Origin of the sequence: Solibacillus sp. FSL R5-0449 (assembly GCF_037975215.1) — a bacterium.
Lineage (GTDB): Bacteria > Bacillota > Bacilli > Bacillales_A > Planococcaceae > Solibacillus.
This window is the reverse complement of sequence record NZ_CP150239.1, coordinates 1,046,366-1,072,189: the sequence shown is the minus strand read 5'-3', so window position 1 is coordinate 1,072,189 and position 25,824 is coordinate 1,046,366. Positions and strand designations below refer to the sequence as shown.

Annotated in this window: 22 protein-coding genes; 4 read left to right on the top strand and 18 right to left on the bottom strand. The window is 40.9% G+C overall.

From position 1 onward, the window contains the following. Positions 1–40: 40 nt before the first annotated feature. From MKY27_RS05090 to MKY27_RS05020, 15 genes are all read right to left on the bottom strand, one after another. Positions 41–769 carry an SDR family oxidoreductase gene (locus MKY27_RS05090; protein ID WP_339198249.1) on the bottom strand — a complete coding sequence of 243 codons (729 nt, stop codon included), beginning with the start codon at positions 767–769 and terminating at the stop codon, positions 41–43. Then, entirely contained in the window at positions 766–2,070 is a 1,305-nt protein-coding gene (locus MKY27_RS05085) for a pitrilysin family protein (protein WP_339198246.1), read from the bottom strand. Before MKY27_RS05085 ends, MKY27_RS05090 begins: the two co-directional genes overlap by 4 nt. 3 nt (positions 2,071–2,073) lie before the next feature. After that, positions 2,074–3,336: a pitrilysin family protein gene (locus MKY27_RS05080; protein WP_339198243.1), complete on the bottom strand. Its 1,263-nt coding sequence runs from the start codon at positions 3,334–3,336 to the stop codon at positions 2,074–2,076. 1,247 nt (positions 3,337–4,583) lie between these two features. Continuing rightward, on the bottom strand, positions 4,584–5,543 hold the full coding sequence (locus tag MKY27_RS05075) for an ABC transporter permease (protein WP_339175620.1): 960 nt from the start codon (positions 5,541–5,543) through the stop codon (positions 4,584–4,586). A 1-nt stretch (position 5,544) separates the two neighbouring features. Continuing rightward, positions 5,545–6,594, bottom strand: coding sequence for an ABC transporter permease (locus tag MKY27_RS05070; protein ID WP_339198241.1), 1,050 nt, complete (start codon positions 6,592–6,594; stop codon positions 5,545–5,547). Next, positions 6,594–8,135, bottom strand: coding sequence for an ABC transporter ATP-binding protein (locus MKY27_RS05065; protein WP_339198238.1), 1,542 nt, complete (start codon positions 8,133–8,135; stop codon positions 6,594–6,596). Before MKY27_RS05065 ends, MKY27_RS05070 begins: the two co-directional genes overlap by 1 nt. Before the next feature lie 262 nt (positions 8,136–8,397). Continuing rightward, positions 8,398–9,510, bottom strand: a complete 1,113-nt coding sequence (locus MKY27_RS05060; protein WP_339198236.1) for a BMP family protein — start codon at positions 9,508–9,510, stop codon at positions 8,398–8,400. Positions 9,511–9,571: 61 nt separating this feature from the next. Further along, on the bottom strand, positions 9,572–10,300 hold the full coding sequence (locus MKY27_RS05055; protein ID WP_339175614.1) for a GntR family transcriptional regulator: 729 nt from the start codon (positions 10,298–10,300) through the stop codon (positions 9,572–9,574). A gap of 203 nt (positions 10,301–10,503) precedes the next feature. Further along, positions 10,504–12,795 (bottom strand): DNA translocase FtsK, encoded by a 2,292-nt coding sequence (locus MKY27_RS05050; RefSeq protein WP_339198233.1) that lies wholly within the window; start codon positions 12,793–12,795, stop codon positions 10,504–10,506. Between the two features lie 329 nt (positions 12,796–13,124). Then, positions 13,125–14,792 carry a ribonuclease J gene (locus MKY27_RS05045; protein ID WP_079525327.1) on the bottom strand — a complete coding sequence of 556 codons (1,668 nt, stop codon included), beginning with the start codon at positions 14,790–14,792 and terminating at the stop codon, positions 13,125–13,127. Between the two features lie 329 nt (positions 14,793–15,121). Further along, positions 15,122–16,033: a 4-hydroxy-tetrahydrodipicolinate synthase gene (dapA, locus tag MKY27_RS05040; protein WP_339175612.1), complete on the bottom strand. Its 912-nt coding sequence runs from the start codon at positions 16,031–16,033 to the stop codon at positions 15,122–15,124. A 17-nt stretch (positions 16,034–16,050) separates the two neighbouring features. After that, positions 16,051–17,091, bottom strand: coding sequence for an aspartate-semialdehyde dehydrogenase (locus MKY27_RS05035; protein WP_339198232.1), 1,041 nt, complete (start codon positions 17,089–17,091; stop codon positions 16,051–16,053). Between the two features lie 84 nt (positions 17,092–17,175). Then, positions 17,176–17,766: a dipicolinate synthase subunit B gene (locus MKY27_RS05030; protein ID WP_339175608.1), complete on the bottom strand. Its 591-nt coding sequence runs from the start codon at positions 17,764–17,766 to the stop codon at positions 17,176–17,178. Further along, positions 17,759–18,544: an NAD(P)-dependent oxidoreductase gene (locus tag MKY27_RS05025; RefSeq protein ID WP_339198230.1), complete on the bottom strand. Its 786-nt coding sequence runs from the start codon at positions 18,542–18,544 to the stop codon at positions 17,759–17,761. The genes MKY27_RS05030 and MKY27_RS05025 overlap by 8 nt, the downstream gene beginning before the upstream one ends. Then, entirely contained in the window at positions 18,528–18,800 is a 273-nt protein-coding gene (locus MKY27_RS05020; protein ID WP_339175606.1) for a YlmC/YmxH family sporulation protein, read from the bottom strand. Before MKY27_RS05020 ends, MKY27_RS05025 begins: the two co-directional genes overlap by 17 nt. A 228-nt stretch (positions 18,801–19,028) precedes the next feature. Between MKY27_RS05020 and MKY27_RS05015 the strand changes: the two genes are divergently transcribed. Genes MKY27_RS05015 through MKY27_RS05000 form a run of 4 tightly spaced genes read left to right on the top strand, consistent with a single transcriptional unit; the run spans position 19,029 to position 21,458 of the window. Beyond that, positions 19,029–19,400, top strand: a complete 372-nt coding sequence (locus MKY27_RS05015) for a GntR family transcriptional regulator (RefSeq protein ID WP_339198229.1) — start codon at positions 19,029–19,031, stop codon at positions 19,398–19,400. A 2-nt stretch (positions 19,401–19,402) separates the two neighbouring features. Next, the gene (locus MKY27_RS05010; RefSeq protein WP_339175604.1) at positions 19,403–20,248 is read left to right on the top strand and encodes an ABC transporter ATP-binding protein; all 846 of its coding nucleotides are present in this window, start codon (positions 19,403–19,405) and stop codon (positions 20,246–20,248) included. Further along, positions 20,245–20,841: an ATPase gene (locus MKY27_RS05005; RefSeq protein ID WP_339175603.1), complete on the top strand. Its 597-nt coding sequence runs from the start codon at positions 20,245–20,247 to the stop codon at positions 20,839–20,841. The genes MKY27_RS05010 and MKY27_RS05005 overlap by 4 nt, the downstream gene beginning before the upstream one ends. Continuing rightward, a complete protein-coding gene (locus MKY27_RS05000) occupies positions 20,838–21,458 on the top strand; it encodes a hypothetical protein (protein WP_339198227.1) in 621 nt (206 codons plus the stop codon). The genes MKY27_RS05005 and MKY27_RS05000 overlap by 4 nt, the downstream gene beginning before the upstream one ends. Positions 21,459–21,501: 43 nt before the next feature. Here MKY27_RS05000 and MKY27_RS04995 read toward each other — a convergent pair whose 3' ends face one another. The 3 genes from MKY27_RS04995 to rpsO all read right to left on the bottom strand — a co-directional run bounded on the left by MKY27_RS04995 (position 21,502) and on the right by rpsO (position 25,810). Beyond that, the gene (locus MKY27_RS04995; RefSeq protein ID WP_339198224.1) at positions 21,502–22,728 is read right to left on the bottom strand and encodes a pitrilysin family protein; all 1,227 of its coding nucleotides are present in this window, start codon (positions 22,726–22,728) and stop codon (positions 21,502–21,504) included. 416 nt (positions 22,729–23,144) lie between these two features. Next, the gene (pnp, locus tag MKY27_RS04990) at positions 23,145–25,259 is read right to left on the bottom strand and encodes a polyribonucleotide nucleotidyltransferase (protein WP_339175600.1); all 2,115 of its coding nucleotides are present in this window, start codon (positions 25,257–25,259) and stop codon (positions 23,145–23,147) included. A gap of 281 nt (positions 25,260–25,540) precedes the next feature. Further along, on the bottom strand, positions 25,541–25,810 hold the full coding sequence (rpsO, locus tag MKY27_RS04985) for a 30S ribosomal protein S15 (protein WP_008403229.1): 270 nt from the start codon (positions 25,808–25,810) through the stop codon (positions 25,541–25,543). Between the last annotated feature and the right edge of the window lie 14 nt (positions 25,811–25,824).

Here is a 25,824-nt window from a genome sequence, read left to right as displayed (position 1 = left end):
CCCTCCTCTCGCACAAATAGTATGTGCGGTTATCGGGAAATTATATGTACCAGCCGCCATTAACTCGAATTATTTGTCCTGTTACATAATCAGCGCGTCCGCTCAAATAAAAAGCCGCCATATTCGCAATATCGAGCGCTTCCCCGAATGATTGCAATGGAATTTGGCTTTCGATCATTTCGCGTTCCTCGGCATCAAATTTTGCATTCATCTTCGTATTAATGATTCCGGGTGCTATCGCATTAACGCGAATGCCGCTAAATGCCGCTTCCTGAGAGTATGCTTTCACAAAACTGTGCTGGGCGCCTTTTACAGCTGAGTAGGCTACTTCGCCCGCTGCACCGACTTCACCCCAGATCGAACCGATGACAAGCACATAGCTGACTTTGTTCGCTCGCAATTTGCCTGCGAGCAGTGCTGTCGTCCGCATCGGATTTTGTACATGGACATGCCAAAGCTTGGTCATTTCCTCTGCAGGTGTATTTTCAAGTAAATCATAGAATGCATGGCCGTTCGCAAAAACGATCGCCTGCAATGAATAAATTTGAGCGGCAATCTGATCTGCCCCTGTGTCACTGCTAAAATCCGCTTTTACCGGGATAAACTCCTGTTCCGGAAAATTCTCGGTAAACGCCTGAAGCATACTGTCAATGACAGTATGCCCAGAGTGATAATGCAGATAGAGTGACCAGCCATCCTGTGCTAATTGCTGGGAAATTGCTTGCCCAATCGCACCGGAAGCACCGCAAACTAATGCAAACTTCTTCATTTTTGATCGCGCCCGCTTACTGGCATGATTGTAAACACCGTTTGTTGCTCTTCACCTTGAATTGTTTTAAATGCTTTTTCGATATCTTCCACTGTAATTGTTTCCAGTACCGGTACAACGTCGAATAAATTCATATCATTGAATTTGTAACGTGTAAACTGGTTGGCGATAAATTCGATGGAATTCAGTGCACGCAGGAAGAAACCGATTTTTTTACGTTTAATCCGTTCTACATCTTCAGAAGTGAATAAGTTTCCTTGCTCTGTTTCTGCCAATTTGTCTTTAATCAGTTTGGCAAGCTGCTCCGGCTGTTCGGAATCCGAGCCGATCAGCGCAAACCCATAGCCATTTTCCAATGAAAAATCATAACCGTACGATTCGTCGATCAGGCCATTTTCATAGACATCTGTATAGAACGATGAAGCGCGGCCGAATAAACATTCAACACCGATTTGCACAGCAAGCTCATGCTTCAGCATTTCTTCGCCGCTTAAACCAACTTGCTTCGCTTTTAATCCAACATACACTTTTGGCTTTTGCACATCCATATGAAGCACACGCTCTTTTTCCGCTACATTTGTTGGTTCTTCATCAAATAAGCGTTTTAAGTCTGTCGGCTCCTGGAATGTCTTTTTGTTTTGGTTATCTTCAATAAATGCCATCATTTCAACAGGATCTACTGCACCAATTACGAACAATAGCATGTTTGATGGGTGGTAAAACGTGTTGTAGCACGTATATAAATGCTCGGCTGTAATTCCGTCAATAGAATCGATCGTGCCGGCAATATCAATTTTCACCGGGTGGTTATGGTACATATTTTCAATCGCACCAAAATATAAACGCCAATCCGGCTGATCATCGTACATCGTAATTTCCTGTCCGATAATGCCTTTTTCTTTATTGACCGTTTCTTCCGTGAAGTACGGCTCCTGTACGAAATTCAGTAATGTTTCCGTACTTTTATAAATATGGTCTGTTGCAGAGAACAGGTACGCTGTGCGGGTAAATGATGTGAATGCATTTGCCTGTGCCCCTACTTCACTGAACTTTTGGAATACATCCCCGTCTTCTTTTTCGAACATTTTATGCTCTAAAAAGTGGGCAATCCCGTCCGGAACTGTAATTGGCTCTGTTTCTCCGATCGGTACGAATGTACGGTCAATCGAACCATACTTCGTTGTAAATGTCACAAATGTTTTTGAAAAACCTTTTTTCGGCAAAATGTATACGTCTAATCCATTGTTTAGTTTCTTGTAATATAATGTTTCATCTAGTTGCTGGAATTCAATTGTTTCCATGGATTACTCCCCCTTACCGCATAAGAAATACGTTGCTTCTAATTTAATATCCTGTGCCACTTTTTGCACATCTTCTTTTGACACAGATTGCCAGCGTGCAGTCCACGTATCCATAGTAAACGGTTCGTCTAATACTTTGTATTGGTCAAAAATTTCAATTTGGCCACGAGGTGAATCCAATGCTTCTTTTAACTGGTTAATGAGCATCGCCTTCGTTTGCGCCAATTCCAAATCGGTAATTTCACCATTTTGCATTACTTTTAACTGTTCGGCAATTAATTTGCGTGCCTTTTCTTCATTTGCCGGCTCGATACCAGACACGACGAACAGTAATCCGTATTGTGAAGAGTAAGAGCTTGATGCATAATAAGCTAAACTTTCTTTTTCACGGACATTCATAAATAATTTTGAATGGGCATAACCGCCAAAGATCCCGTTGAAAATTTGCATGATCGGGAAATCTTTATCGCCAAATCGAACAGGTGTCGAGTAGCCGATATGCAGTTTCCCTTGTTTCATTTCCTGCGTTTCTTTTGTATATGGCTCAATGTTTGCAGGCGTTTTGTCTTCTTGTGTTTTTGGCAGCGCATTGCGGTCAGCAAATTGGAATGCTGCTTTCAACTTTTGCGTCATTTCTTCCACATTAATATCACCGACAACATAAATATCAATGACATCATTTGCTAGCATATCTTCATATGTTTTTGTCAATGATTGTGGTGTAATTGCTTTTACGGCTTCAATATTACCGTTTGCAGAAAATGATGCTGCGCTGTTTGGACGGATAATTTCTGTTAAACGTTTTTGTGCGTAGCGTGATTTGTCATCGAAAATTGATTGGATTCGTTGGATGACCATTTCTTTTTCACGGTTGACAATTGATTCTTTAAATACACCGTTTTCGTAGTTCGGTTTGAAGATCGCTTCCTGGATCAGGTCGATTACTTCATTTAGAACATTGCCATGCGATAAATATTGGTCATTTACTGTTTCGACATTCATGAGTACGGTATGTTCCTGACCGCGCTTTGCTGTGTCAAAATACAATACTGTGCCGAACAGGTCATCTAAATAGCTGCGGTAACTTGCCGATGTTGGAAATTTTTCGTTGCTGTGCTGCAGGACATTCGATAATACTGTACGCTGTGCCGCTGTTTCTTCATTTAATGGTGCTCTCCATTTGATCGAAAAGTTAACCGTTTTGAATTGGGCGGTTTGTCGTATATGAAGCGAAACACCTTTCGCAATTTCTGTTGTTAAAAACAAAAAAACTCCTCCTGACTACCTCGTGAATATAAATATAAATGCTTCTTCTCTACTATACATGTGTTGCCTTGATTTGTGCAAAGTTATTATCCGTACTAAGTGTTCCCTAATTCGTGACATTTATGAATGAAAAGTATGAAGGTGTAAAAAAATAAATTTTTAATGTTCAATACGCTTCTGCGTTCTAACTCAAGTCCGATGTGCTGCGTTCCGGGGCACAGCACTAGTACACTATATTAATATAAAGTGTACATTTCTTAATATAGTCCAGTGCTTTCCATTCCGGGTCGGACGCTTTCCGCGGGCGTGGCCTGAGCCTGTAGTCTCAGGCGTCACGCTATTCCCGCTGGAGTCGCCTCCCCTCCATTCCAAGCACTTCTCTTTTAGTATTAAATTTCGTATTCTAACTAAGTTTCATTTCGAGGCACGTTTAATCCCTATGAGTCGGCCCCTCCACTCCGCACAACTATGGTTTTGTATGAAGTTTGGGCTGCTTATTTAATTTGAGGCAAGGTTCGGTGAATTTTATTCCCTTTAAATACAGAGTTCACGCTTTAACACAAATTGGTTAATAAAAACGGGTTTTCTACTTTACGGTCTACCTATTCTACTTTTCCTTGAATAGTTTCTACCTTAAACTTTGAAGTTTCTACTTTCCTCCAGCTAATAAGCTAATAAGTTCAACACTTTCTACTTACCTGAAGATTTGTTCTACTTTACCCTAAATAGTTTCCACTTTAGCCGCAATACTTTCTACCTTCTCTTAAATAAATTCTACTTTCTCTCTCAACTTGGCTAATAAATTTTGTGTTTCTACTTTACCGGCGTTTCATTCTACTTTTCCCTAAATAGTTTCTACATTAGCCGGAGAACTTTCTACTTTCTCTTCAAAAGGTTCTACTTTCACCCGTAACTTGGCTAATAATTTCCACGCTTTTTACTTTACCGGCGAATCGTTCTACTTTTACATAAATAGTTTCCACTTTAGCCTGAAAACTTTCTACTTTCTCTTCAAAAGGTTCTACTTTCACCCGTAACTTGGCTAATAATTTCCACGCTTTCTACTTTACCGGCGATTCGTTCTACTTTTACATGAATAGTTTCCACTTTAGCCTGAAAAATTTCTACTTTACCTCCAAGATGTTCTACTTTCCCCTACAACTCGGCTAATAAATCAAAGCCCCGCCCACTCAATCAACACCAAAAAACCGCCTGCACAAATCCACTTTGTACAGACGGTCCTATAATTAGCGTTTTCCTTTGATATAAGGAACGCCTGATGCTTTTGGTGCTACTGCTTTTCCTACGAAGCCTGCTAATGCCAGGATTGTTAGGACATATGGTAGTACTTGCAGGATTACCGGTGGGATATCTTGAATGTACGGGATGTTCCCGCCACCGATACTTAATGTTTGCGCTAAACCGAAGAATAGTGCGGCACCTAATGTTCCGATTGGATGCCATTTACCGAAGATCATTGCGGCGATGGCGATGAATCCTTGTCCGGCTACTGTAGAGCCAGAGAAATCACCAGATGATGTCATAGCCAATGAAGCACCACCGACACCTGCTAATGCACCGGAAATCATTACACCGATATAACGCATTTTCGCTACGTTAATTCCCATTGTATCTGCTGCCATTGGATGTTCTCCGACAGAGCGAATACGTAGACCGAATGGCATTTTATAAAGAACAAACCATGCGCCTACCGCAACAACCAATGCGATGATCGTTGTGGAGTATACATTTTGGAACAGCAGCGGTCCCAAGAACGGTATATCTGATAAAAATGGTATTTCAAAACGTTGTAATGGTGCAGAAACCATGTCTGTTTGACCTTTACCGTAAATTAATTTAACCAGGAATACTGTAATCGCTGCAGCAAGCATGTTTGCTGCTACACCTGTAACAGTTTGGTCTGCGCGGAATGTTACGGCTGCAACGGCAATAATTAACGAGAAAATTGCCCCTGCTAATAGCGCTGCCAATAAAGCCAGCCAAATGACGTTTTTCCCAAAGTCAGCATAGTATTCCAAGTTGATATAAATACCTGTAAATGCACCGACAATCATTAACCCTTCAACACCAAGACCGATTACCCCTGCACGCTCCGAGAATAGAGCCCCGATACCTGTTAAAATAAGCGGTGTTGCGTATAAAAGGGCAGAAGGGACGATAAAGTATAACACTTCTAAAAAGCTCATGTTACTTGCCCTCCTTTTTCTTTCCGAATTTCTGTAAACCAACACGTAAAATATAGCCTGAAGCTACGAATAAAATAATTACTGCAATGATGATTGATACGATTTCTTCCGGAATACCTGCTTCGTTCGGCATGTTTAATGAACCGTATTTTAGGGAACCGAATAATGAAGCTCCGAAGAATACACCGATCGGATTGTTCGCACCTAGTAATGCTACGGCGATCCCGTCAAATCCGATACCTGAAGCTGCTGCTTTAATCGAAGCGTTCTGGTATGTTCCCAATGCTTCCATCGCACCGCCCAGACCGGCGAATACACCGGAAATTGTCATTGCTAAAATGATGTTGCGGTTTACATTCATACCTGCATATTCAGCAGCGTTTTTGTTGAACCCTACTGCTTTCAACTCATAACCGCGCGTTGTTTTTTCTAAAATAAACCACATAACAACTACCATGATCAGTGCCACGATAATCCCTAAGTGAAGACTTGAATTGTCCGTAATTTCGCGTAACCACTGATTACGTAATGTAGCTGATTCTAATACCGTCGGCGTTTTGAATCCGCCGTCTGATAAAGATTTAATCGCAGCATTTGTTAAATATAATGCTGTGTAGTTTAACATGATCGAAGCAATTACTTCGTGTACTTGAAGTCTTGCTTTCAGGAAACCGACGATAAATGCCCAGAACGCACCCGCTGCCGCAGCCGCTAGTAATGCTAATGGCAAGTGGATCATACGTGGTAATCCTTCAATTGCATAACCGACATATGCCGCTGCAAGCCACCCCATTAATAGCTGACCTTCAACACCGATGTTGAATAATCCAGTACGGAAGGCAAATGCTACTGCTAGACCTGCTAAAATATACGGTGTAATTTGACGGATTGTATTACCGATAGAATAAGAATCTCCGAAAATACCATTCCATAGTGCTGTATACCCATCAATTGCATCATAGCCGCTGACAACCATGATGATCCCGCCAACGAGTAATCCTAAAACTACCGAGATGAGTGGAACGAGCAGATTCACAACTCGATTTGACATTATTCGTTCCCCTCCTTAACTGCCTTTGCTTTACGTTTTTCACCGGCCATTAATAAGCCCAGCTCTTGTTCAGATGTTTCTTTCGGATATACCGTATCAACGATTGTCCCATCATAAATAACGGCAATGCGGTCAGAAACATTCATAACTTCATCTAATTCAAACGAAATCAATAATACGGCTTTTCCTTTATCACGTTGCTCGATTAAACGAGAGTGGATAAATTCAATTGCCCCTACGTCCAATCCACGAGTAGGAAGTGCTGCAATCAGCAGTTCCGGATCACGGTCGACTTCACGTCCGATAATGGCCTTTTGCTGGTTACCGCCTGAAAGTGCTCGTGCTGGCGTCATTTCGCCCTGACCTGTACGAACATCATACTCTTCAATGATTTGGCGTGCTTTTTCATTAATTTTCTTATAGTCCATAATAGCGCCTTTTGAAATTGGCGATTTGTAGTAAGTTTGTAGTGCGATATTGTGCCCAATAGGGAAATCCAGGACAAGCCCGTGTTTGTGACGGTCCTGAGGAATATGTCCTACACCTGTTTCCGTAATTTCACGCGGTTTTAAGCCTGTAATATCTTTGCCGGCTAAAGTTACTTTACCGCTCTTAATTTTGCGCAGTCCTGTAATTGCTTCGATTAATTCTGATTGACCATTTCCGTCAATCCCTGCAATACCAACGATCTCACCGCGGCGAATCGATAAATTCAGACCTTTTACTTTTTCGACATCCCGGTAATCCGTTACAACAAGGTTTTCGACTTTGAAGATTTCTTCAGTAGGGTTTGCTTCCCCTTTTTCTGTTTTGAATTCTACTTGTCGGCCTACCATTAATTCCGCAAGCTGATCCGGGTTTGTTTCGTTTGTTACGACTGTTCCAACCCCTTCACCTTTACGGATAATTGTTACACGGTCCGATACTTCCATAATTTCTTTCAGCTTATGGGTAATGATGATAATCGACTTGCCTTCTTTGATCAGAAGTTTTAAAATCGCCATCAATTCCGTAATTTCCTGCGGTGTTAATGATGCAGTCGGCTCGTCAAAAATAAGGATTTCCGCACCGCGGTATAGCGTTTTTAAAATTTCTACACGCTGTTGCATTCCGACAGAAATATCTTCAATTTTCGCATATGGATCCACATCCAAGTTGTATTTCTTCGACAATGCAGCGATATCTTTAGCAGCATCTTTAATGTTGATAGCTCCCAGTTTCGTAGGTTCGCTGCCTAAAATGATGTTTTCCGTAACCGTAAAGTTTTCCACAAGCATAAAGTGCTGGTGCACCATTCCGATCCCTAAATCATTTGCTTTGTTTGGATCTGTAATTTTTACTGATTCTCCGCGTACTTTAATTTCTCCGGCTTCTGGTTGATATAGACCGAAAAGTACATTCATTAAAGTCGATTTACCTGCACCGTTTTCTCCTAGTAGTGCATGAACTTCGCCTTTTTTTAACTGGAGGGTGATATTGTTGTTTGCTACGAAATTACCGAACTCTTTGCGGATCCCGAGCATTTCAATCACGTATTCCACTAGACTCACTCCCTTAGGCTATTTATCTTTAAAAGTATTTTTATAAAATTAACACATGAAAGATTTTTGGTAAAATCTTTCATCTATTAATTTTTCAGACGAATTCTACACTAAATAAGTCACTTATCTTACAATTCTATGAAAATATAACGCTTACATTTCTCTCAATACTAAATTTACTGAATATTTAAAACAGACCTGCAAATTAGAAAATCATCATAGGGAATAATTCCCCCTATGATGATTACTCCATTAAGAATTATTAATTATCTTTAGGTTTTTCTTCTGAAACTTTAATTTCGCCAGAAGCAATCTTCTCTTTATATTCTTCTACTTTATCCATTACTTCTTGAGGAATAGCACCACGAGAATCTGCTAAGCCAACACCATCTTCAGCTAAACCGTAAACAGTAGTTGTACCACCTGGGAATTCACCGTTTTTCGCTTTAGTAGCAATATCCACTACTGCGTTGTTAACACCTTTTAACATAGAAGTTAATGTGATGTTTGTAGAGTCGTCAACTTGACCTTCTGCATATTGGTCAGCGTCAACACCGATTACCCATACGTTAGCGTCTTTATCTTTTGCTTTACGCTCTTTAGCTTCTGAGAATACACCGTTACCAGTACCACCAGCAGCGTGGAAAATAATATCTACACCAGAAGAGTACATTGAGTTTGCAGCGATTTTACCTTTAGAAGCATCATCGAATACTCCTGTGTAGTTTACTTGGATTTCGATATCCGGGTTAACAGCTTTTGCACCCTCTACGAAACCAGCGTGGAAGCGGTTAATTACTGGGATATCTGTACCACCTACGAAACCGATTTTGCCTGATTCAGACATTGAAGCTGCAACAACACCAGCTAAGAAAGCACCTTCTTGCTCTTTGAACAGGATGCTTGCTACGTTATCAGCTGCTACTTCAGCATCGATTAATGCTAACATTGCATCTGGATTGTCATTAGCGATTTCTTCAATTGCATCACCCATCATGAAACCAACACCGAATACTAAATCGAAGTCACGACGTAATAAGTTGTTTAAGTTTGTGTTGTAGTCAGCGTCTGATTGAGATTGTAAGTAGTCGAAACCACCGTCGCCTTTAGATAAGCCGTTGTCAGCACCGAACTTTTGAACACCTTCCCAAGCTGATTGGTTGAATGATTTGTCGTCTACGCCACCAACGTCTGTAACCATTGCGATTGAGAAATCGCCAGAACCTGCGTCAGTGCTTGTTTCAGAACCAGAATTAGAATCATTGTTTGAAGTGTCTTTTGAATCAGTTGACTCTTCGTCAGTTCCACATGCCGCCAAAATTGCACCAGTTGCTACTACAGAAGAAATTAATAAACCAAATTTACGCTTTTTCATTAATGAGTCCCCCTCAAAGGTAATTGATATTAGCAGGAATTAAATAATAGAAATTATTGTTCTACACCCGTTTACGTACTACATGGAAGCTGAATTTGTCAGCTCTAAAATAATTTTTTGAATAAAGAACAACACGATCATTTTCATCATAGTGAAGTTGCTTTAATACAAGCAATGCAGTTTCCGGCCCACATTTCAATATCGGTGATACTTCATCGTGGAAGCCTACTGGATCGATATATGTCACGGCATATGCGACACGAATTGATCCGGTTTGCTCTAAAGCCGAGAAAATCGAAACGTTTTGATTACTTATAAATTCATTTGGCAGTAAATTTGCCGGTACCTTGTCCACACAGTAGACGACCGGTTCATTGTCTGCCGTTCTAACACGTTCAATCGTGATAACATTGTCATCAATGTCAGCTTGGAAACGTTCCACATCATCTTCCGTGGCTTTTTCTTCCTTCGCACTGATGAAGATTGTGCCTGGATTCATACCAGCGTTTTCAATCATAGACGATATACTCGATAAATGTTCAATGCCTGATGTAAAGACGGGCTTTGGATTAACGAATGTACCGACACCATGACGACGGACAATAATGTTTTCTTCTTCCAAAAGTCGCAGTGCTTCACGAAGCGTTGCACGACTTACACCTAATGTTTTTGAAAGTTCGAATTCTGAGGGTAATTTTTCGTTCTCACGATAGGTCCCTTTATCTATATCTGACTTCAAACGATCAATAACTTGTAAGTATAAATGACGATGATCTGCTTTAATTGTCAATTAGTATCACCACCATAACATAGAGATCAGACATCTGATGTACAACATTCCTACTAATTCGTGAATAATATAACACTTTAAACGAAAAAAGAAAACATATTTCTTTAAATGTGTCACGTTAATGTGAAAAATTAGCGAATTTATTTCAAAACTTATAGAAAAGAATATATTCCGAAAAGTGCGACAATGTCAAGGTTTACTAGCTAAAATCGATTTCCGAGAACTTGTCGCGGTTTACTTCCTTCGGGTGGTCCGACAACCCCGCGCTGCTCCATCTGATCGACAATTCGGGCTGCACGTGAATACCCGATTCTGAATCGGCGCTGCAGTAAAGATACGGAAGCTGTTTGCATTTCCAGTACGAGTTGTACGGCTTCATCATATAAATCGTCCGTTTCGTCCATTACGTCAACGATCGGTTCATCGGTCGGAATCATCGCCTCCTCATATTGAGCTTTTTGCTGCTCAATGACACTGTTAATAATTCTTTCCACTTCATGATCACTTACAAATGCACCTTGCACACGGACTGGTTTGGATGCCCCTGCCGGTAAATACAGCATATCTCCGCGGCCAAGTAATCGCTCGGCACCGCCCATATCTAAAATCGTGCGGGAATCTACAGCCGATGATACGGCAAATGCAATTCGGGAAGGAATATTCGCTTTGATGATGCCGGTGATAACATCGACTGACGGTCTTTGTGTTGCAATAATGAGGTGTATCCCTGCTGCTCGCGCCATTTGGGCAAGTCGCGTAATCGCATCTTCCACTTCACTTGATGCAACCATCATTAAGTCCGCCAACTCATCGACAATCACAACAATGTACGGAAGCTTCGGCTGTTTTTCCATTGCTTCTTCATTGCTTATATCGATATATTCGTTATATCCTTCAATATTCCTTGTTCCGGAATGTGAAAACAGATCATAGCGTCGTTCCATTTCCGATACAACTTTCTGCAATGCCTGTGCCGCTTTACGCGGATCTGTTACAACTGGCGCCAATAAATGCGGAATGCCGTTATATACACTTAGCTCAACCATTTTCGGATCGATCATCATCATTTTTACTTCACTTGGTTTTGCGCGCATCAATAGTGACACAATAATGCCATTGATACATACACTTTTCCCGCTGCCTGTTGAACCGGCAACTAATAAGTGCGGCATTTTGTTTAACTCTGCCGCTATTGCCTGGCCTGTTACATCACGTCCCAAACTAACCAGCAATTTGGCTCCGACTTTCACCTGCTCGTTCGCTTCGAGTACTTCGCGTAATGTTACGACCGCCACTTCACTGTTCGGTACTTCGATGCCGACTGCCGATTTACCTGGAATCGGTGCTTCAATACGAATATCTTTTGCGGCAAGGGCAAGTGCCAAATCATCTTGAAGGCTGACAATTTTACTTACTTTTACACCTGTGTCCGGCATGACTTCATACTTTGTCACAGCAGGACCTAAATGAACTTGGGTCACTTTCGCTTTTACACCGAAGCTTAAAAATGTTTGTTCCAGTTTCTTTGCATTTGTTTGAATAACCGAATATTCGCCGCTCTGATCATGTTCTGGTGGTGGATTCAGCTGCTGCATTGACGGCAAAATATAAGTTTGGTCCGTTTCGGATGTTACGGCCATGATCGGCTCACTTATTTTTTCCTCAACTTCGATTTCGATACCTTTTTGCTGTTCCTGTTTCACTTGCTCCACAAAGTTTGAAATGATCGGCTCATGATGTGTCGGCGTTGCTGTTGTAATAATCAGGTCTTCCAAATCGGCCGCTTCCTCTTCAATGATTGGTTCGATTTTAGAACGACGCAACTTCTCTTGAGGTTCAGGTTTTGGCTTACTTCTTGTGCTGCGTTTCGTTCTTTTGAACTTTCCCCTAATAACCGGGGCTTTCTCCACTAAAATGGGCACGAGTGCTTTTCCCGTAATTAAAATGATCCCGATTGCCAATAATACAAATGCAGCAATTTTTGCTCCGGATGCGTCGAATAATACATGGAACAGGCTAAATAATATTCCGCCGATCATCCCACCGCCGAGCGCATTGCTGCGGTTGGCGATTCCATCTGTACTGATCAGTATTCTCCATGTTTCCTTTAGAACTGAATTTGACAACAATGTGTTCGTTGCAGCCATCTGCTCGAATAGCAAGCTATGACTGAAAATCGTCAAGCTGGCCCCGACAAACAGCACACCATATACGACACGTGTATTAAATGGGACACCCCGGCGCTTGACCATTAGCATCCCTGCCACTAAAAAGCAGATTAACGGGATGATAAAATGCAGATTGCCGAAGAAAAACATGGCGATCGAATGAAGCATTCTGCCGACAAGTCCAAACTCCAGAAATTCAATAATGGCCAATGCGATGAGCAGCAATCCGATAATTTCATATGCGAGCGGATGGAGCTCCTCTTTTGTCTTTGGCTTCAGCGTCGGTTTTGCTTTTGCTTTTGTTTTAGTACTTTTCTTTTTTTCCAATCTTTGTTCACCTACTTAAAAATTGTTCCTTATTGTTAGACGCCAAAGTTGCTGTATAGGCTTCCGGATGATAGGGATACGTGATTTGATCAATTGACTTAGTTTGTGCTGAATTAACAATTACTTTTACTGCTATGTACCGAAAAATCAGTTTTTTTCAAATAAAATTCAGTTCTTTACCGCATTTATCCAGCCTTCTTAAATTCTAGCACCAAAACACAGCGCCACTCCGGAATTTCAGTTAGAAAAAGGGCTTTCTCACGCTTAATGTAAGAAAACCCTTTTTGATTATTAGATAAAAGTGCAACTATAGTTGACTCGCCCTCTAATTAGTACTCCATAATAATCGGAATAATCATTGGACGACGTTTTGTTTTTTGGAATAGATACTGATTTAATGTGTCGCGAATTTCTTGCTTGATGTTTGTCCATTCGAACGTTTCTTTACCGACATACTTTTCGATCACTTCGCGTGCGATTTCAGAAGCTTCTTCCATTAACTGCTCTGATTCGCGTACGTAAACGAATCCGCGCGATAAAATTTCGGGACCTGAAGCAATTTTTTTCTGTGCACGGTTCAATGTAACAACGACGATGAAGATACCATCTTGAGATAGCAGTTTACGGTCGCGTAAAACGATATTCCCTACATCGCCTACACCGATTCCATCGATTAATACATTCCCTGCCTGTACACGTCCTGTCATGCGCATTTTGCCGTTTTTGTACTCGACAATATCGCCTTTATCCGCGATGAAAATTTGTGATTTTTGCAGTCCTACTTGTTGTGCAAGTTTCGAGTGCGCAATTAACATGCGGTACTCCCCTTGAACAGGAATAAAGTATTTCGGCTTCATGAAATTCAGCATCAGCTTTAAATCTTCCGCGCTGCCGTGGCCGGAAACATGGACTTTCTTGTTCGAAGTCATGACATGTGCGCCAGCTTTAGCCAATTGGTTCATTGTGTTATACATTTGCACTTCCATGCTCGGTGACGGAGTAAATGTAATTAACACTGTATCTGTATTTCTGATTTTAATGTCGCGGTGGTGTTTACGCACAATTTTATCCAGTGCATCAAGTGGTTCACCTTTGTTGCCCGTTGCCATAATAATAATTTCGTCATCATGATATTTATGAATTTCGTTTACTGGTACGAGTGTTGATTCATCGATTTCCAAATAGCCCAGGTTTACACCGATATCGACCATTTTCTCCAATGATTTCCCGACAACCGCGACTTTACGGTACGATGCGGCAGCTTGTCTAAACACTTGCTGAATACGAATAAAGTTTGATGCATATAATGCTACGATAATTCGACCTGGTGCCGAATGGAACGTTTTTTGCAATTCTTCCGCAATAACGGCTTCACTAGTTGTATAGCCAGGACGTTCTGCTTCCATTGATTCTGATAAAAGCATGAATACGCCTTCTTCACCAAGCATCGCCATTTTTGCCAGATCCGGCTTGAACTTGCCTGTTGCCGACTGGTCAAATTTGAATTCGCCTGTGTGAACGATAGCACCTTCAGAAGTATGGAACACGATACCTAATGAATCTGGAATACTATGTGTCGTATGGAAGAATGTCACATAAGTAGAATTGAAGTTCATTCGACTATTGCTCGATACTTCAAAGAATTTCACTTGGTAAGGTGCAGGCAATTCTTTTAAATGCTCCTTCGCAAGTGCGATCGTTAACTTTGAACCGTACACCGGTGCTTTAATTTTCTTTAATACATACGCAATCGATCCAATTGCATCTTCATGTCCATGTGTAAGGAAAATACCTTTTACGCGCTCTTTATTTTCCTCTAAATACGTGATATCTGGAATAACGATATCAATTCCAAGCATTTCGTCTTCTGGGAACATGAGCCCACTGTCTACTACGAAAAGCTCTTCATCGATTTCTATTACATACATTGATTTTCCGATTTCGCCAACTCCACCTAATGGAATGACACGGATTAGTTCATTTTTTGATTTTGTCACTTTATTTCCTCCTAAATTGTTCCGAACAGCAACCACTTAAAGTTCATTATACGGTGAGAATGACGTTAGTACAAATAAAAAAGTGATTTTCTTTTTTTACGGAACTGCGGGCAAATTAAAATCATAACCGTTTTGCATAATGTCAAAATTTTATTCCTCTCTTTTAACTGGATAATCCTCAGTTGGCAGCGGGTAATCCTCAAGACTCGTCTTATAATCCTCAGTTTCTGACCATTAATCCTCACTTCATCCGCAATAATCCTCAAACTGACCAAAAATAAAAAAAACAGTCACCCGCTTCTCATCGGAAGGAGTGACTGTGAATTTTGTTAGTTTACTTGTAATGCGCGGAAACTCTTTGCTTTTTCCTGATACGTATCCCAGATTTCATCGAATGCTGCCTTTTCTTCCGGTAGCATTTCCATCATCGGCATCCGTACATCAAGTGTATCAAAGCCTAATTTAGTCATCGCGTATTTAATTGGTGATGGATTCGGTTGTGCAAATAGCGCACGGACAAGCGGCAATAATGCACGGTGAATTTGTGCAGCCTCCTGATGACGGCCTTCTTCAAATGCACGGACCATTTGCTGCATATCTTTCCCTACTACATGTGAAGCAACAGAAATAATGCCGCGACCACCGATTGCAAGCAGTGGCAATGTTAACCCGTCATCCCCTGAATACACATGGAAATCCGGATCCACATTTTCAATGATGTCCCCCATTTGATCCAAGTTACCGCTCGCTTCTTTGATGCATGTAATATTCGGTACATCTTTGCTGATCGCAATCGTTGTTTCCGCTAAAATATTGGCACCCGTACGTCCAGGGACATTATAAAGCATGACAGGGAGTTTCGTTTCTTTTGCGATCGTACTAAAGTGGGCATACATGCCGCGCTGGTTAGGTTTATTATAATATGGGGTTACTAGCATGATTCCGTTTGCCCCATTTTCCTCTGCTTTGTGAGTCATCATAATCGAATAGGCTGTTTCGTTATCCCCTGTACCGGCAATAACAGGTATGCGTCCAGCCACTTTTTCGACTGTAAAACGCACGACCTCGATTTTTTCCTCAGTTGACATCGTCGGGTTTTCAGAAGTTGTTCCACAAGCAATAATTGAATCTGTACCATTTTCAATTAAATGGTCAATAATACGTTCTAACTCAGGATAATTAATCGTACCGTCCTTTTTAAACGGCGTAATCATCGCTGTACCAATACGTCCGAAATCCATAACTAATAATCCTCCCCTTATAGTAAGTGATCCTCTAGCATAGCTTCTGCAATTTGAATAGAGTTGAGTGCAGCCCCTTTTAATAAATTATCTGACACAATCCATAAGTGGAATCCTTTTTTGTTGTCTAAATCTTGGCGAATACGTCCAACATATGTCGGTTCTTCATTTTCCGCAAAAATCGGCATCGGGTAAAGCTGTTCGCGAATATCATCTTGCAAAACAATACCCGGTGCACCTGTTAATGCGTCAAAAATTTGCTGTACTGTTGCTTCTTGCTCCAGTTCGATATAAACCGATTCTGAGTGGCCTGAAACAACCGGAACACGTACACATGTTGCAGCGACTTTCAGCTCAGGTAATTCCATAATTTTTTTCGTTTCGTTGATCATTTTCATCTCTTCATATGTAAAGCCATTTTCCGTAAATTTATCGATTTGCGGAATGACATTACGTGCGATAGGATAATGTTTTTTATCTGATTTAACCGGTAAAACTTTCGCTTCTACATTTTTCCCTGCATCCCACTGTGCACTTTGCTCACGCAGTTCTTCAATTGCTGCCACACCAGAACCGGATACCGCTTGATATGTCGATACAACCACTTTTGTTAAACCGAATTTTTCACGGATTGGCTGTAATGCTGCAACCATTTGAATAGTCGAACAGTTTGGGTTTGCGATAATCCCTTTTGGAACTGTTTTTAATGCATGGCGATTTACTTCCGGTACAACAAGCGGTACCTCTGGATCCATACGGAAATGGCTTGTGTTATCAATAACAATCGCTCCACGCTTTGCTGCTTCAGGTGCAAGTGCCTCTGATACAGCCCCGCCTGCTGAAAATAATGCTAGATCGATCCCTTCAAAACTTTCCGGTTTCGCTTCTTCTATCGTATAGTTTTCACCATTGAATTCAACTTGTTTTCCCGCTGAACGAGCAGAAGCTAAAAACTTGATCGATGCAATTGGAAATTTACGCTCAATCAGCTTCTCCATCATTTTTGTACCTACAGCTCCTGTTGCCCCAACTACGGCAACATTCAATCTTCTTGTCATGTCTCATCTCTCCTAAAAATATCGGTATGTATATAATGTTGGATATTGTATCATATATTATTAAAATTGTGTGAGATAATTTGATTATTTAAAATATTGTATAAATATTGGCTGGATCTGTTTTTTATGAGCGAGCGTATATGCTACAGTATCGAGCATTTTTGTGAAATCCGCTATGAGCGACGTCGGTTTTTTAATTGGATCGTCCTGACCGAATGGAATGAAGAAAATGTTTTTTGCATTCATTAATTTCATTAAATTCATTCCGTTTAACCCAAGCGCATCATTCGTAGAAATACCAAGTACAACAGGTGAACCATTTCGAAGTGTCGCCTTTGCTGCCATGAGTACGGCACTATCTGTTGCAGCATTTGCGAATTTACTGATCGAGTTCCCTGTCATCGGTGCGATTACCATACAGTCTAACGGATTACTCGGTCCGAATGGTTCCGCTTCCGCAATCGAGCTGACAACCTTTTCCCCCGCAAGCGCTTCGATTTTCTCAATCCATTCTTCACCAGTTCCAAATCGTGTAGCAGCATGTAATACAGAAGGCGTTATAATCGGTACAACGGTTGCACCGGCTTCACGAAATTGGGTAATTTTCGGTACGACTTCTTCATACGTACAATGTGATGCGGTAATTCCTAAACCAATGCGTTTTCCCTCAAGCATTTGCTTCCTCCTTTCGTAATTCTAGTATCGTTTCATATAATAAGTTTGCTGCAGCTTGCGGAAAGTATTTCCCAGGTAATGCAGGTAGCAGCTCATATTGCGATAATTTGATATCGTTCAAACATCCCGGGTTTGATGCGACATCATAAATCGGACGGACCATCCATGATGCAAAATCCTTTGTCAGCCATTTCGTCGGAATCGTATTAATCAGAAAATCCGCTTCCATCCTATTTTTCTCATTTAATTCAATACCTTGGTAGCCATATGCAAGGGCCTCGGCTTTTTGCGTTTCCGAACGTACGGCGATGATGACCTTTGCATTGAGACGTGTTAAAAACAGGGCAAGCATCTTTGCTACACGTCCAAACCCTGTAATCATAATTGTTTTATACTGCACATTTACTTTCTCTTTATACAAATGCGCTAAAAAGCCCTCTGCAGTAAGCGCAGCATTTTTCCAGATGAACGTTTCATCTTCCAAATAGTAATGCAAGCGCTTGTTTTCAAGAATCTGTTTCCATTCATCTGTTAATTTACCCGCAAAAAATCGTGCCTGACGAATACCTAAAAGCTCCTCCACTTGAATCGATAAAGGGTGGATCGGCAACACAACTTCTGTCGGGTGCAGCTCCAATGCTACTTTGTTCAGTGCTTCATCCCAAACAGTCGTATTTTTGTAATACACCGTGCGATCATTTGTCGATAATTGCTTCGCCAAAAACTTCATCCGCTCATCTGTACCGATCACAAGCCAGCGTTCAGTCATCATTGGCATGCTTTAATGTCGATGTTGTTTTTTGAAATAATACCCGGTCTTCCCCGATTAAAATAATTTCACTCCAAGGAATGTATTTTACCATCCCCGTCTTTTTCTTTTGGAATGGCATCTTCACCATTTGCGCGGGCATTTCAAATCCGGCAATCTTCCCTGTTTTGGCATCAAAAATACATTCCGTCTCAGCTAAAAATCCATATCGAACACCGTTTTCCATTTCGATCAGTTCTTTTTCAGCGAGCTCTGATAAAAGCATTGCATCCCTCCTCTTGTAAGAGCCTACATTACTATATGCATCAACTTTGGCAGAAGTGAAATGGTTCATCATTTAAGTTTGAAGGACCTATTCGTGGGCAGTGAGTCACTCAGCACGGGTTCGGAAAAAAGATTGCTTAAATTTATATTTTTCAAATTTGCAGTAGACATATTATTCCATGTCTGTATATACTGTATATACACAGTTTGAACATGTGAGGTGAAATGATTGATTATCAAATTGAGCAATAACAGTGAAAAGCCTATTTATGAACAGATTACCGACCAGTTAAAACAGGCTATTTTGACAGGCACACTGGTAACAGGCGACTCCTTACCTTCTATCAGAGCATTGGCGAAAGAATTGAAAATCAGTGTGATGACAACAAAGCGGGCATATGCAGATTTGGAACGGGATGGCTTTATCGTCACGATTGCCGGTAAAGGAAGCTATGTATCCGAACGCAATCAGGATTTCCTGCGGGAAGAGCTGATTCGTCAAATTGAAGTGCATTTCACAAAAGCGGTATCCATCGCGAAAACTGCCAATGTGCCGAAAGAGGAACTGCACGACCTACTCGATTTACTATTGGAGGAATGATGATGAACGCAATTGAAGTTAAAAATGTTTCGAAGCAATTTAAAAAATTCCGTTTAAATAATATTTCGTTCACGGTGGAGAGCGGGACGATTGCAGGCTTTATCGGGCAAAACGGTGCCGGAAAATCTACAACGATCAAACTGATTTTAAACTTGCTGAAAAAAATTGATGGCGATATTCTTTTATTCGGAAAAGACCATATCGAACATGAAGTGGAGTTGAAGGCGCAAATCGGGGTTGTATTCGATGAACTGCATGTACCGGAAAATTTCACACCAAAAGAACTCGATGTTCTGTACGGAAATGTTTATCCTACGTGGGACCGCCCTTATTTTTATCAATTGCTGGAGCAGTTGGATGTGCCGAAGTACGACAAAATCAAAACGATGTCCAAAGGAGCGAAAATGAAGCTCGCCCTTTCACTTGCACTAGGACATCGGCCGAAACTTTTGCTGCTCGATGAACCAACGAGCGGTCTTGATCCGATCGTGCGCGATGAAGTGCTCGGTATACTGCAAAACTTTATGGAACAGGAAGATCATGCCATCCTCTTTTCTTCCCATATTACATCGGATTTAGAGAAAATCGCCGATACGATCACATTTATCCATGATGGCGAAATTCTGTTCAGTGAAAATAAAGATGACCTGCTGTACGGATACGGGATTTGGAAAGGATCGTATGAAGACGCCAAAATTATACCGAACCATTCCATCATCGGCAAACGGGATTATGTATTTGGGGTTGAGTACTTGGTCATGCGTGAATTTGTGAATCCGGTTATTGAACTGCAAAAACCGACGATTGATGATCTGATGCTGTTTTTCGTAAAGGGGCGGAAAAAATGAACCAGATGCTTTTTCGTTTTTACGGTCAGCAATTGTCTGCATGGATTTTGTTTACACCGGTTGTGGCATCCATTTTCGGCCTCCCTTTATTATTCGAAGGTGCCGAATTCGCGGCGTACTTTATACTGTCCATCAGTATAACAGCGCTCTGTGCCGTTTATCTGGATCAACGGGAGAGCCAGCTTGTCATGACAAGTCTGTTTCCGATTCCCAGAAAGACATTTTTCATTGTAGACCTCTCTTTTTTAGGGCGCTACGCATTGTACTATATTCTTTATACAATTGTCGCAACGACCGCGATTCAAACATTGCTGGAAAAGCAGCTTGTTTTGCCTTCCGTCAGACAGCTATTCGTTAGCTTTGGCATCAGCTTTTTTATTATCGCTTTTTTCCTCCTGTTTCGCCGTAGTAAATTTGGTCGGTTTATTAACTTATTTATAGTTCTTATTCCATTAGGTGTAGCTCAATTACTTATATTTTTAGAAAGTTTAACAACATCTCAAAGCTTCATTTTATTTGTAAGTGTATTCATACTTTTAATCATCGCCGCAAGCATCTCTTACTTACGAGAAAACAGGAGGGATATCGTTTGATCGCACTACTGAAAGTTCATTTTTATCTATCGAGAAAACTACTGATCACTGTTTTTTTATTTATTGCAATGATGATCGCAATTCAGTGGCTAATAAGCAACGAAATTAATATAGGTTTTCTGGCTTTTTATTTATTGATGTTCTCACCATCATTAGGCTCGAGCTACATACTCGAAAACCACTTTATGAAACGATTACGGATAATGCCGATTGACCCAAAAGATTTTGTGAAAAGTTTATTTATTTTCAGTCTGCTGCTCTTGCTTATCATTGCCGTTCCTATCGGGATTTATCAAACTTATTTATATTTGAATGATCAAATCGGGGGCTTTCAGTTTTCCTTAATTTCGATTGCCTTTGCTGCCGGAGTTGCTTCCATCGGCTCTATGTTAAAAAACTATTTAAGCAATCCGACAAAGGGCTCGACAAGAATTTCATTTGGCATATTAATTGGTTACTTTCTTCTCTTTATGTTTGTTCATTTACTGAGCATGCTTCTATTTAGTGTTATAGGTATTAAACAAATCGGAGCTCCGATTGTTATAATTATTAGTTTCATTATTTATTATCAATATTTCAAATCGTCTGCAACAAAATATTTGGCCGCAGAATTTTAAAAGGACAGCGTATGCTAACTGCTAGCACGCGCTGTCCTTTTTGTTATTCGTTTTCCGGTCCGATAATCGCAATGGCCGGTTCGGATAGTAAAATTTGTGTAATTAACTCATCGATCGTTTCCATCGAAATCGCATCGATTTTTGCCAGTACTTCATCGACTGAACGGTGATTTTGGTGGATGAGTTCATTGACCCCGTTACGGTTCATAAAGTCTTCCGTTCCTTCAAGCCCTAAAACAAAACCGCCTTTTAACTGCTCTTTCGCATTTTCAAGCTCGGTTTCCGTTACCCCGCCTGCTACAAGGTCAAATAACGTCTGGTCGATCTGCTGCTTTAATGCATCCAAGTTTTGTTTCGATGCCGACGCATAAATCGTAAATGTTCCCACATCTTCATAGCTCGACTGGTAGCTGAATACCGAATATGCCAAGCCGCGCTCTTCCCGCACTTCCTGGAACAGGCGTGAACTCATATTGCCGCCGATAATATTATTCAACGCAATAAAGCTGTACATTTTCGGATCTTTTACCGCAATCGCCGGGAATGAAATGGCAATATGCGCCTGTTCAGTATCACGTAACTTTTCGACTTCCCCTGCTGTAAATGTCGGGTAAGACGGTTTGGAAATTACCGATTCTTCACTTGCTTCATAGTTTCCGAATAATGCTTCCACTTTTTCCAGTAAACTATTTTCAATATTCCCTGCAATCGAGATGACAACATTTTGAGGTCCGTAATGTTTCGCCATATACGTGCGGATCATCTTCTCATCGAATGTTGCCAGCGTTTCCGGTGTGCCTAAAATCGGACGGCCCAGCGCATCATCCGGGTACATGACACCCCATAATTTTTCATGGACATCATCTGCCGGATCATCTTCACTCATATAGATTTCTTCAAGCACAACTTGGCGTTCACGTTCAATTTCTTCTTTTGCAAATAAAGAGTTAAAGAACATATCAGCCAGAATATCGATGGCAAGCTCACCATGATGGTCGAGCACTTTTGCGTAATAGCATGTATGTTCCTTCGATGTGAAGGCATTGATCTCTCCGCCGATGCGGTCGAATTCTTCCGCGATCTGACGGGCTGTACGGTTTTTCGTTCCTTTGAAAAGCATATGTTCGATGAAATGGGTAATCCCATTTTCTTCTTTTGTTTCGTAGCGTGAGCCTGCATTGACCCAAATGCCGACCGATAATGACCGGACATGCGGCATTTGCTCTGTGACAATACGCACGCCATTTTTTGCTGTAATTACTTGTACCATAAATTTCTCCTTTATTTCGGCTAATAAATTATAAGTATGACGTATAAATCAGTAGTATTCCAATTTGCGGCTTATTTATATAGTCCGGTATGCTTCATTCCGAGAGGCCAACAGGATGTTGGTCACGAATGCGTTGTCACACGATGTGACGCTCTTAGCATTCGTTCCATTATTTCCGGGGGCGTAGCTCCAAAGCTTTGAATAAAGCTTTGAGACGAGTAACCGCAGGAGCAACCAGATTTTCCGCGCACGCTTAATCCCCTAGAAGTCGGCCTCTCCATTACGCATACCTCCCCTTACTATTCTTCATCAAGTTATGGATATTGCTATTCCATCAACATAATATTATTTAAAAAAGAGGCTGTACAATAGTGTACAACCTCCCTTTTTATCTTGTTGGATACGATTGAAAACAATTATTTTGCTTGTTCCGCACGCTCTTTTTCTTCTTTGATTACTACTTTACGTGATAAGTTTACGCGACCTTGTTTGTCGATCTCGATACATTTCACTAGTAACTCATCGCCTAGTTTTAATACGTCTTCTACTTCTTTCGTACGTTCTTCCTGAATTTCAGAAATGTGCAGTAAGCCGTCTTTACCTGGGAAGATTTCACAGAATGCACCGAATTTTTCAATGCGTTTTACTGTTGCCATGTAGTACTCGCCTACTTTAGCTTCGCGTACGATTGATTCGATCATTTCTTTCGCACGGTTAATCATTGCTTCATCAGCTGAAGCGATGTAGATTGTACCATCTTGTTCTGTATCAATTTTAACGCCTGTTTCATCAATAATTTTATTGATTACTTTACCACCCGGTCCGATTACGTCGCGGATTTTGTCAGGATTAATTTTGATTGAAACAATTTTTGGTGCGTATTGTGATAATGAAGTGCGTGACTCTGAAATCGTTGACATCATATGCTCTAAAATGTGCATACGGCCGATTTTCGCCTGAGTTAATGCTTCTTCTAAAATATCACGAGACAGACCATCGATTTTAATGTCCATTTGAAGTGCTGTTACACCTTTAGCTGTACCTGCCACTTTAAAGTCCATGTCGCCAAGGTGGTCTTCCATACCTTGGATATCTGATAATACTGTATAGTGCTCGCCTTTTTTAACAAGACCCATTGCAATACCTGCAACTGGTGCTTTAATCGGAACACCTGCAGCCATAAGTGCCATTGTTGATGCACAGATTGATGCTTGAGAAGTAGAACCGTTTGATTCCAATACTTCCGATACGCAACGGATTGCATATGGGAATTCCTCTTCTGTTGGCATTACCGCTAAAATAGCACGCTCACCTAATGCACCGTGACCGATTTCACGACGGCCTGGGCTACCGTAACGACCTGTTTCCCCAACTGAGAATTGTGGGAAGTTATAGTGGTGCATCCAGCGTTTTGACTCTTCAATACCTAAGCCGTCAATAATTTGAACGTCTCCTAGAGCACCTAAAGTACAAATTGATAATGCTTGAGTTTGTCCACGTGTGAATAATGCTGAACCGTGTGCACGTGGTAATAGATCTACTTCAGAAGAAAGTGGGCGGATTTCATCTTGCTTACGACCATCCGGACGAACTTTATCTTCTGTAATTAAACGACGCACTTCGTCTTTTACCATTTTATCTAAAATAGCATTCACTTGTTTCATTGTATCTTCGTCAGCTTCCTGCGCTTCATAAGATTCAATAACACGTGTTTTTACCGCTGTAATATTTTCTTGGCGTAATTGCTTGTCCACTGTTTGAATCGCTGTATTCATATCAGCTTCACATTCAGCTTTAATCGCTGCTGTTAAGTCTGCGTCTAATTCATATAATGTTACTTCTAGTTTTTCTTTCCCAACTTCAGCAACAATTTGCTCTTGGAAAGCAATTAACTTTTTAATTTCTTCATGACCGAACATGATCGCTTCAAGCATAATTTCTTCAGGTACTTCTAAAGCGCCTGCTTCTACCATGTTAATCGCATCTTTGTTACCTGCTACTGTTAAGTGAACTGTTGATTTTGCAGATTGTTCTACAGTCGGGTTCACCACGAATTCACCGTCGATATATCCTACATGTACACCTGCAATCGGTCCGTCGAATGGGATATCAGAAATTGCTAATGATAATGAAGAACCAAACATTGCTGCTACATCTGCAGGGCAGTCTGAATCATTTGACATTACCATTAAAATTGATTGTACTTCATTACGGAAACCATCCGGGAACATTGGACGGATTGGACGGTCGATTAAGCGAGAAGTTAATACTGCCGCTTCTGATGGACGTCCTTCACGTTTAATGAAGCCACCCGGGATTTTACCTGCTGCATAAAGACGTTCTTCAAAGTTAACTGTTAACGGGAAGAAATCTAATGCTTTTGGCTGTTTTGACATTGTAGCCGTAGCTAAAACTGCTGTTTCGCCGTAGCGGATCATTGCAGCACCATTTGCTTGTTTTGCTAGCTGTCCTACTTCTACTACAAGTGGACGGCCTGCCCATTCATACGAAAAGACCTTTTTTTCGTTCATTAAATGAACCCCTTTCTTATTGAAACACTCTACGTATCATATTATGTACCATAGTTAGTGTATCAAAAAAGCGTTTTCTATGCTAAATTTTTTGATTAAAATTACCGATAAATTTCTTAAAATATTTTTGACTTTCCAGCAATGGTTTAACTTCTTTCAACAGGCGTATTGACACCTGCTCAAAGAAGTTAAACATCGCACCATTGAAATGGAAAGCTGAATCTTTCAAACATAATAAAAAGCGGGAAAAATCCCGCTTTTATTATCAGACTAACGACGTATTAGCGACGTAATCCAAGTTTAGTAATTAATTCACGGTAACGAGCTACGTCGTTTTCACGTAAATATTTTAATAAATGACGACGTTTACCTACCATTTTAAGAAGACCACGTTGAGAGTGGAAATCTTTCTTGTGAGTAGCTAAGTGAGCGTTTAAAGCGTTGATTTCTGCAGTTAATACAGCTACTTGTACTTCTGGAGAACCAGTGTCTGTTTCGTGTACGCGGTACTCAGCGATAATTTCGTTTTTACGTTCTTGTGTAATTGCCATTTTAAATGACCTCC

What these genes read in the sequence shown, in the direction of transcription:
- MKY27_RS05090 (WP_339198249.1), bottom strand. Translation starts at nt 769, where the DNA reads ATGAAGAAGTTTGCATTAGTTTGCGGTGCTTCCGGTGCGATTGGGCAA.
- MKY27_RS05085 (WP_339198246.1), bottom strand. Translation starts at nt 2,070, where the DNA reads ATGGAAACAATTGAATTCCAGCAACTAGATGAAACATTATATTACAAG.
- MKY27_RS05075 (WP_339175620.1), bottom strand. Translation starts at nt 5,543, where the DNA reads ATGAGCTTTTTAGAAGTGTTATACTTTATCGTCCCTTCTGCCCTTTTA.
- MKY27_RS05070 (WP_339198241.1), bottom strand. Translation starts at nt 6,594, where the DNA reads ATGTCAAATCGAGTTGTGAATCTGCTCGTTCCACTCATCTCGGTAGTT.
- MKY27_RS05060 (WP_339198236.1), bottom strand. Translation starts at nt 9,510, where the DNA reads ATGAAAAAGCGTAAATTTGGTTTATTAATTTCTTCTGTAGTAGCAACT.
- dapA (WP_339175612.1), bottom strand. Translation starts at nt 16,033, where the DNA reads ATGGATTTCGGACGTATTGGTACAGCGATGATTACGCCGTTTAAAAAG.
- MKY27_RS05035 (WP_339198232.1), bottom strand. Translation starts at nt 17,091, where the DNA reads ATGACAAGAAGATTGAATGTTGCCGTAGTTGGGGCAACAGGAGCTGTA.
- MKY27_RS05030 (WP_339175608.1), bottom strand. Translation starts at nt 17,766, where the DNA reads ATGCTTGAGGGAAAACGCATTGGTTTAGGAATTACCGCATCACATTGT.
- MKY27_RS05025 (WP_339198230.1), bottom strand. Translation starts at nt 18,544, where the DNA reads ATGCCAATGATGACTGAACGCTGGCTTGTGATCGGTACAGATGAGCGG.
- MKY27_RS05020 (WP_339175606.1), bottom strand. Translation starts at nt 18,800, where the DNA reads ATGCTTTTATCAGAGCTCGCTGAAAAAGAACTGATCGAAATGGAAAAC.
- MKY27_RS05010 (WP_339175604.1), top strand. Translation starts at nt 19,403, where the DNA reads ATGAACGCAATTGAAGTTAAAAATGTTTCGAAGCAATTTAAAAAATTC.
- MKY27_RS05005 (WP_339175603.1), top strand. Translation starts at nt 20,245, where the DNA reads ATGAACCAGATGCTTTTTCGTTTTTACGGTCAGCAATTGTCTGCATGG.
- MKY27_RS04995 (WP_339198224.1), bottom strand. Translation starts at nt 22,728, where the DNA reads ATGGTACAAGTAATTACAGCAAAAAATGGCGTGCGTATTGTCACAGAG.
- pnp (WP_339175600.1), bottom strand. Translation starts at nt 25,259, where the DNA reads ATGAACGAAAAAAAGGTCTTTTCGTATGAATGGGCAGGCCGTCCACTT.
- rpsO (WP_008403229.1), bottom strand. Translation starts at nt 25,810, where the DNA reads ATGGCAATTACACAAGAACGTAAAAACGAAATTATCGCTGAGTACCGC.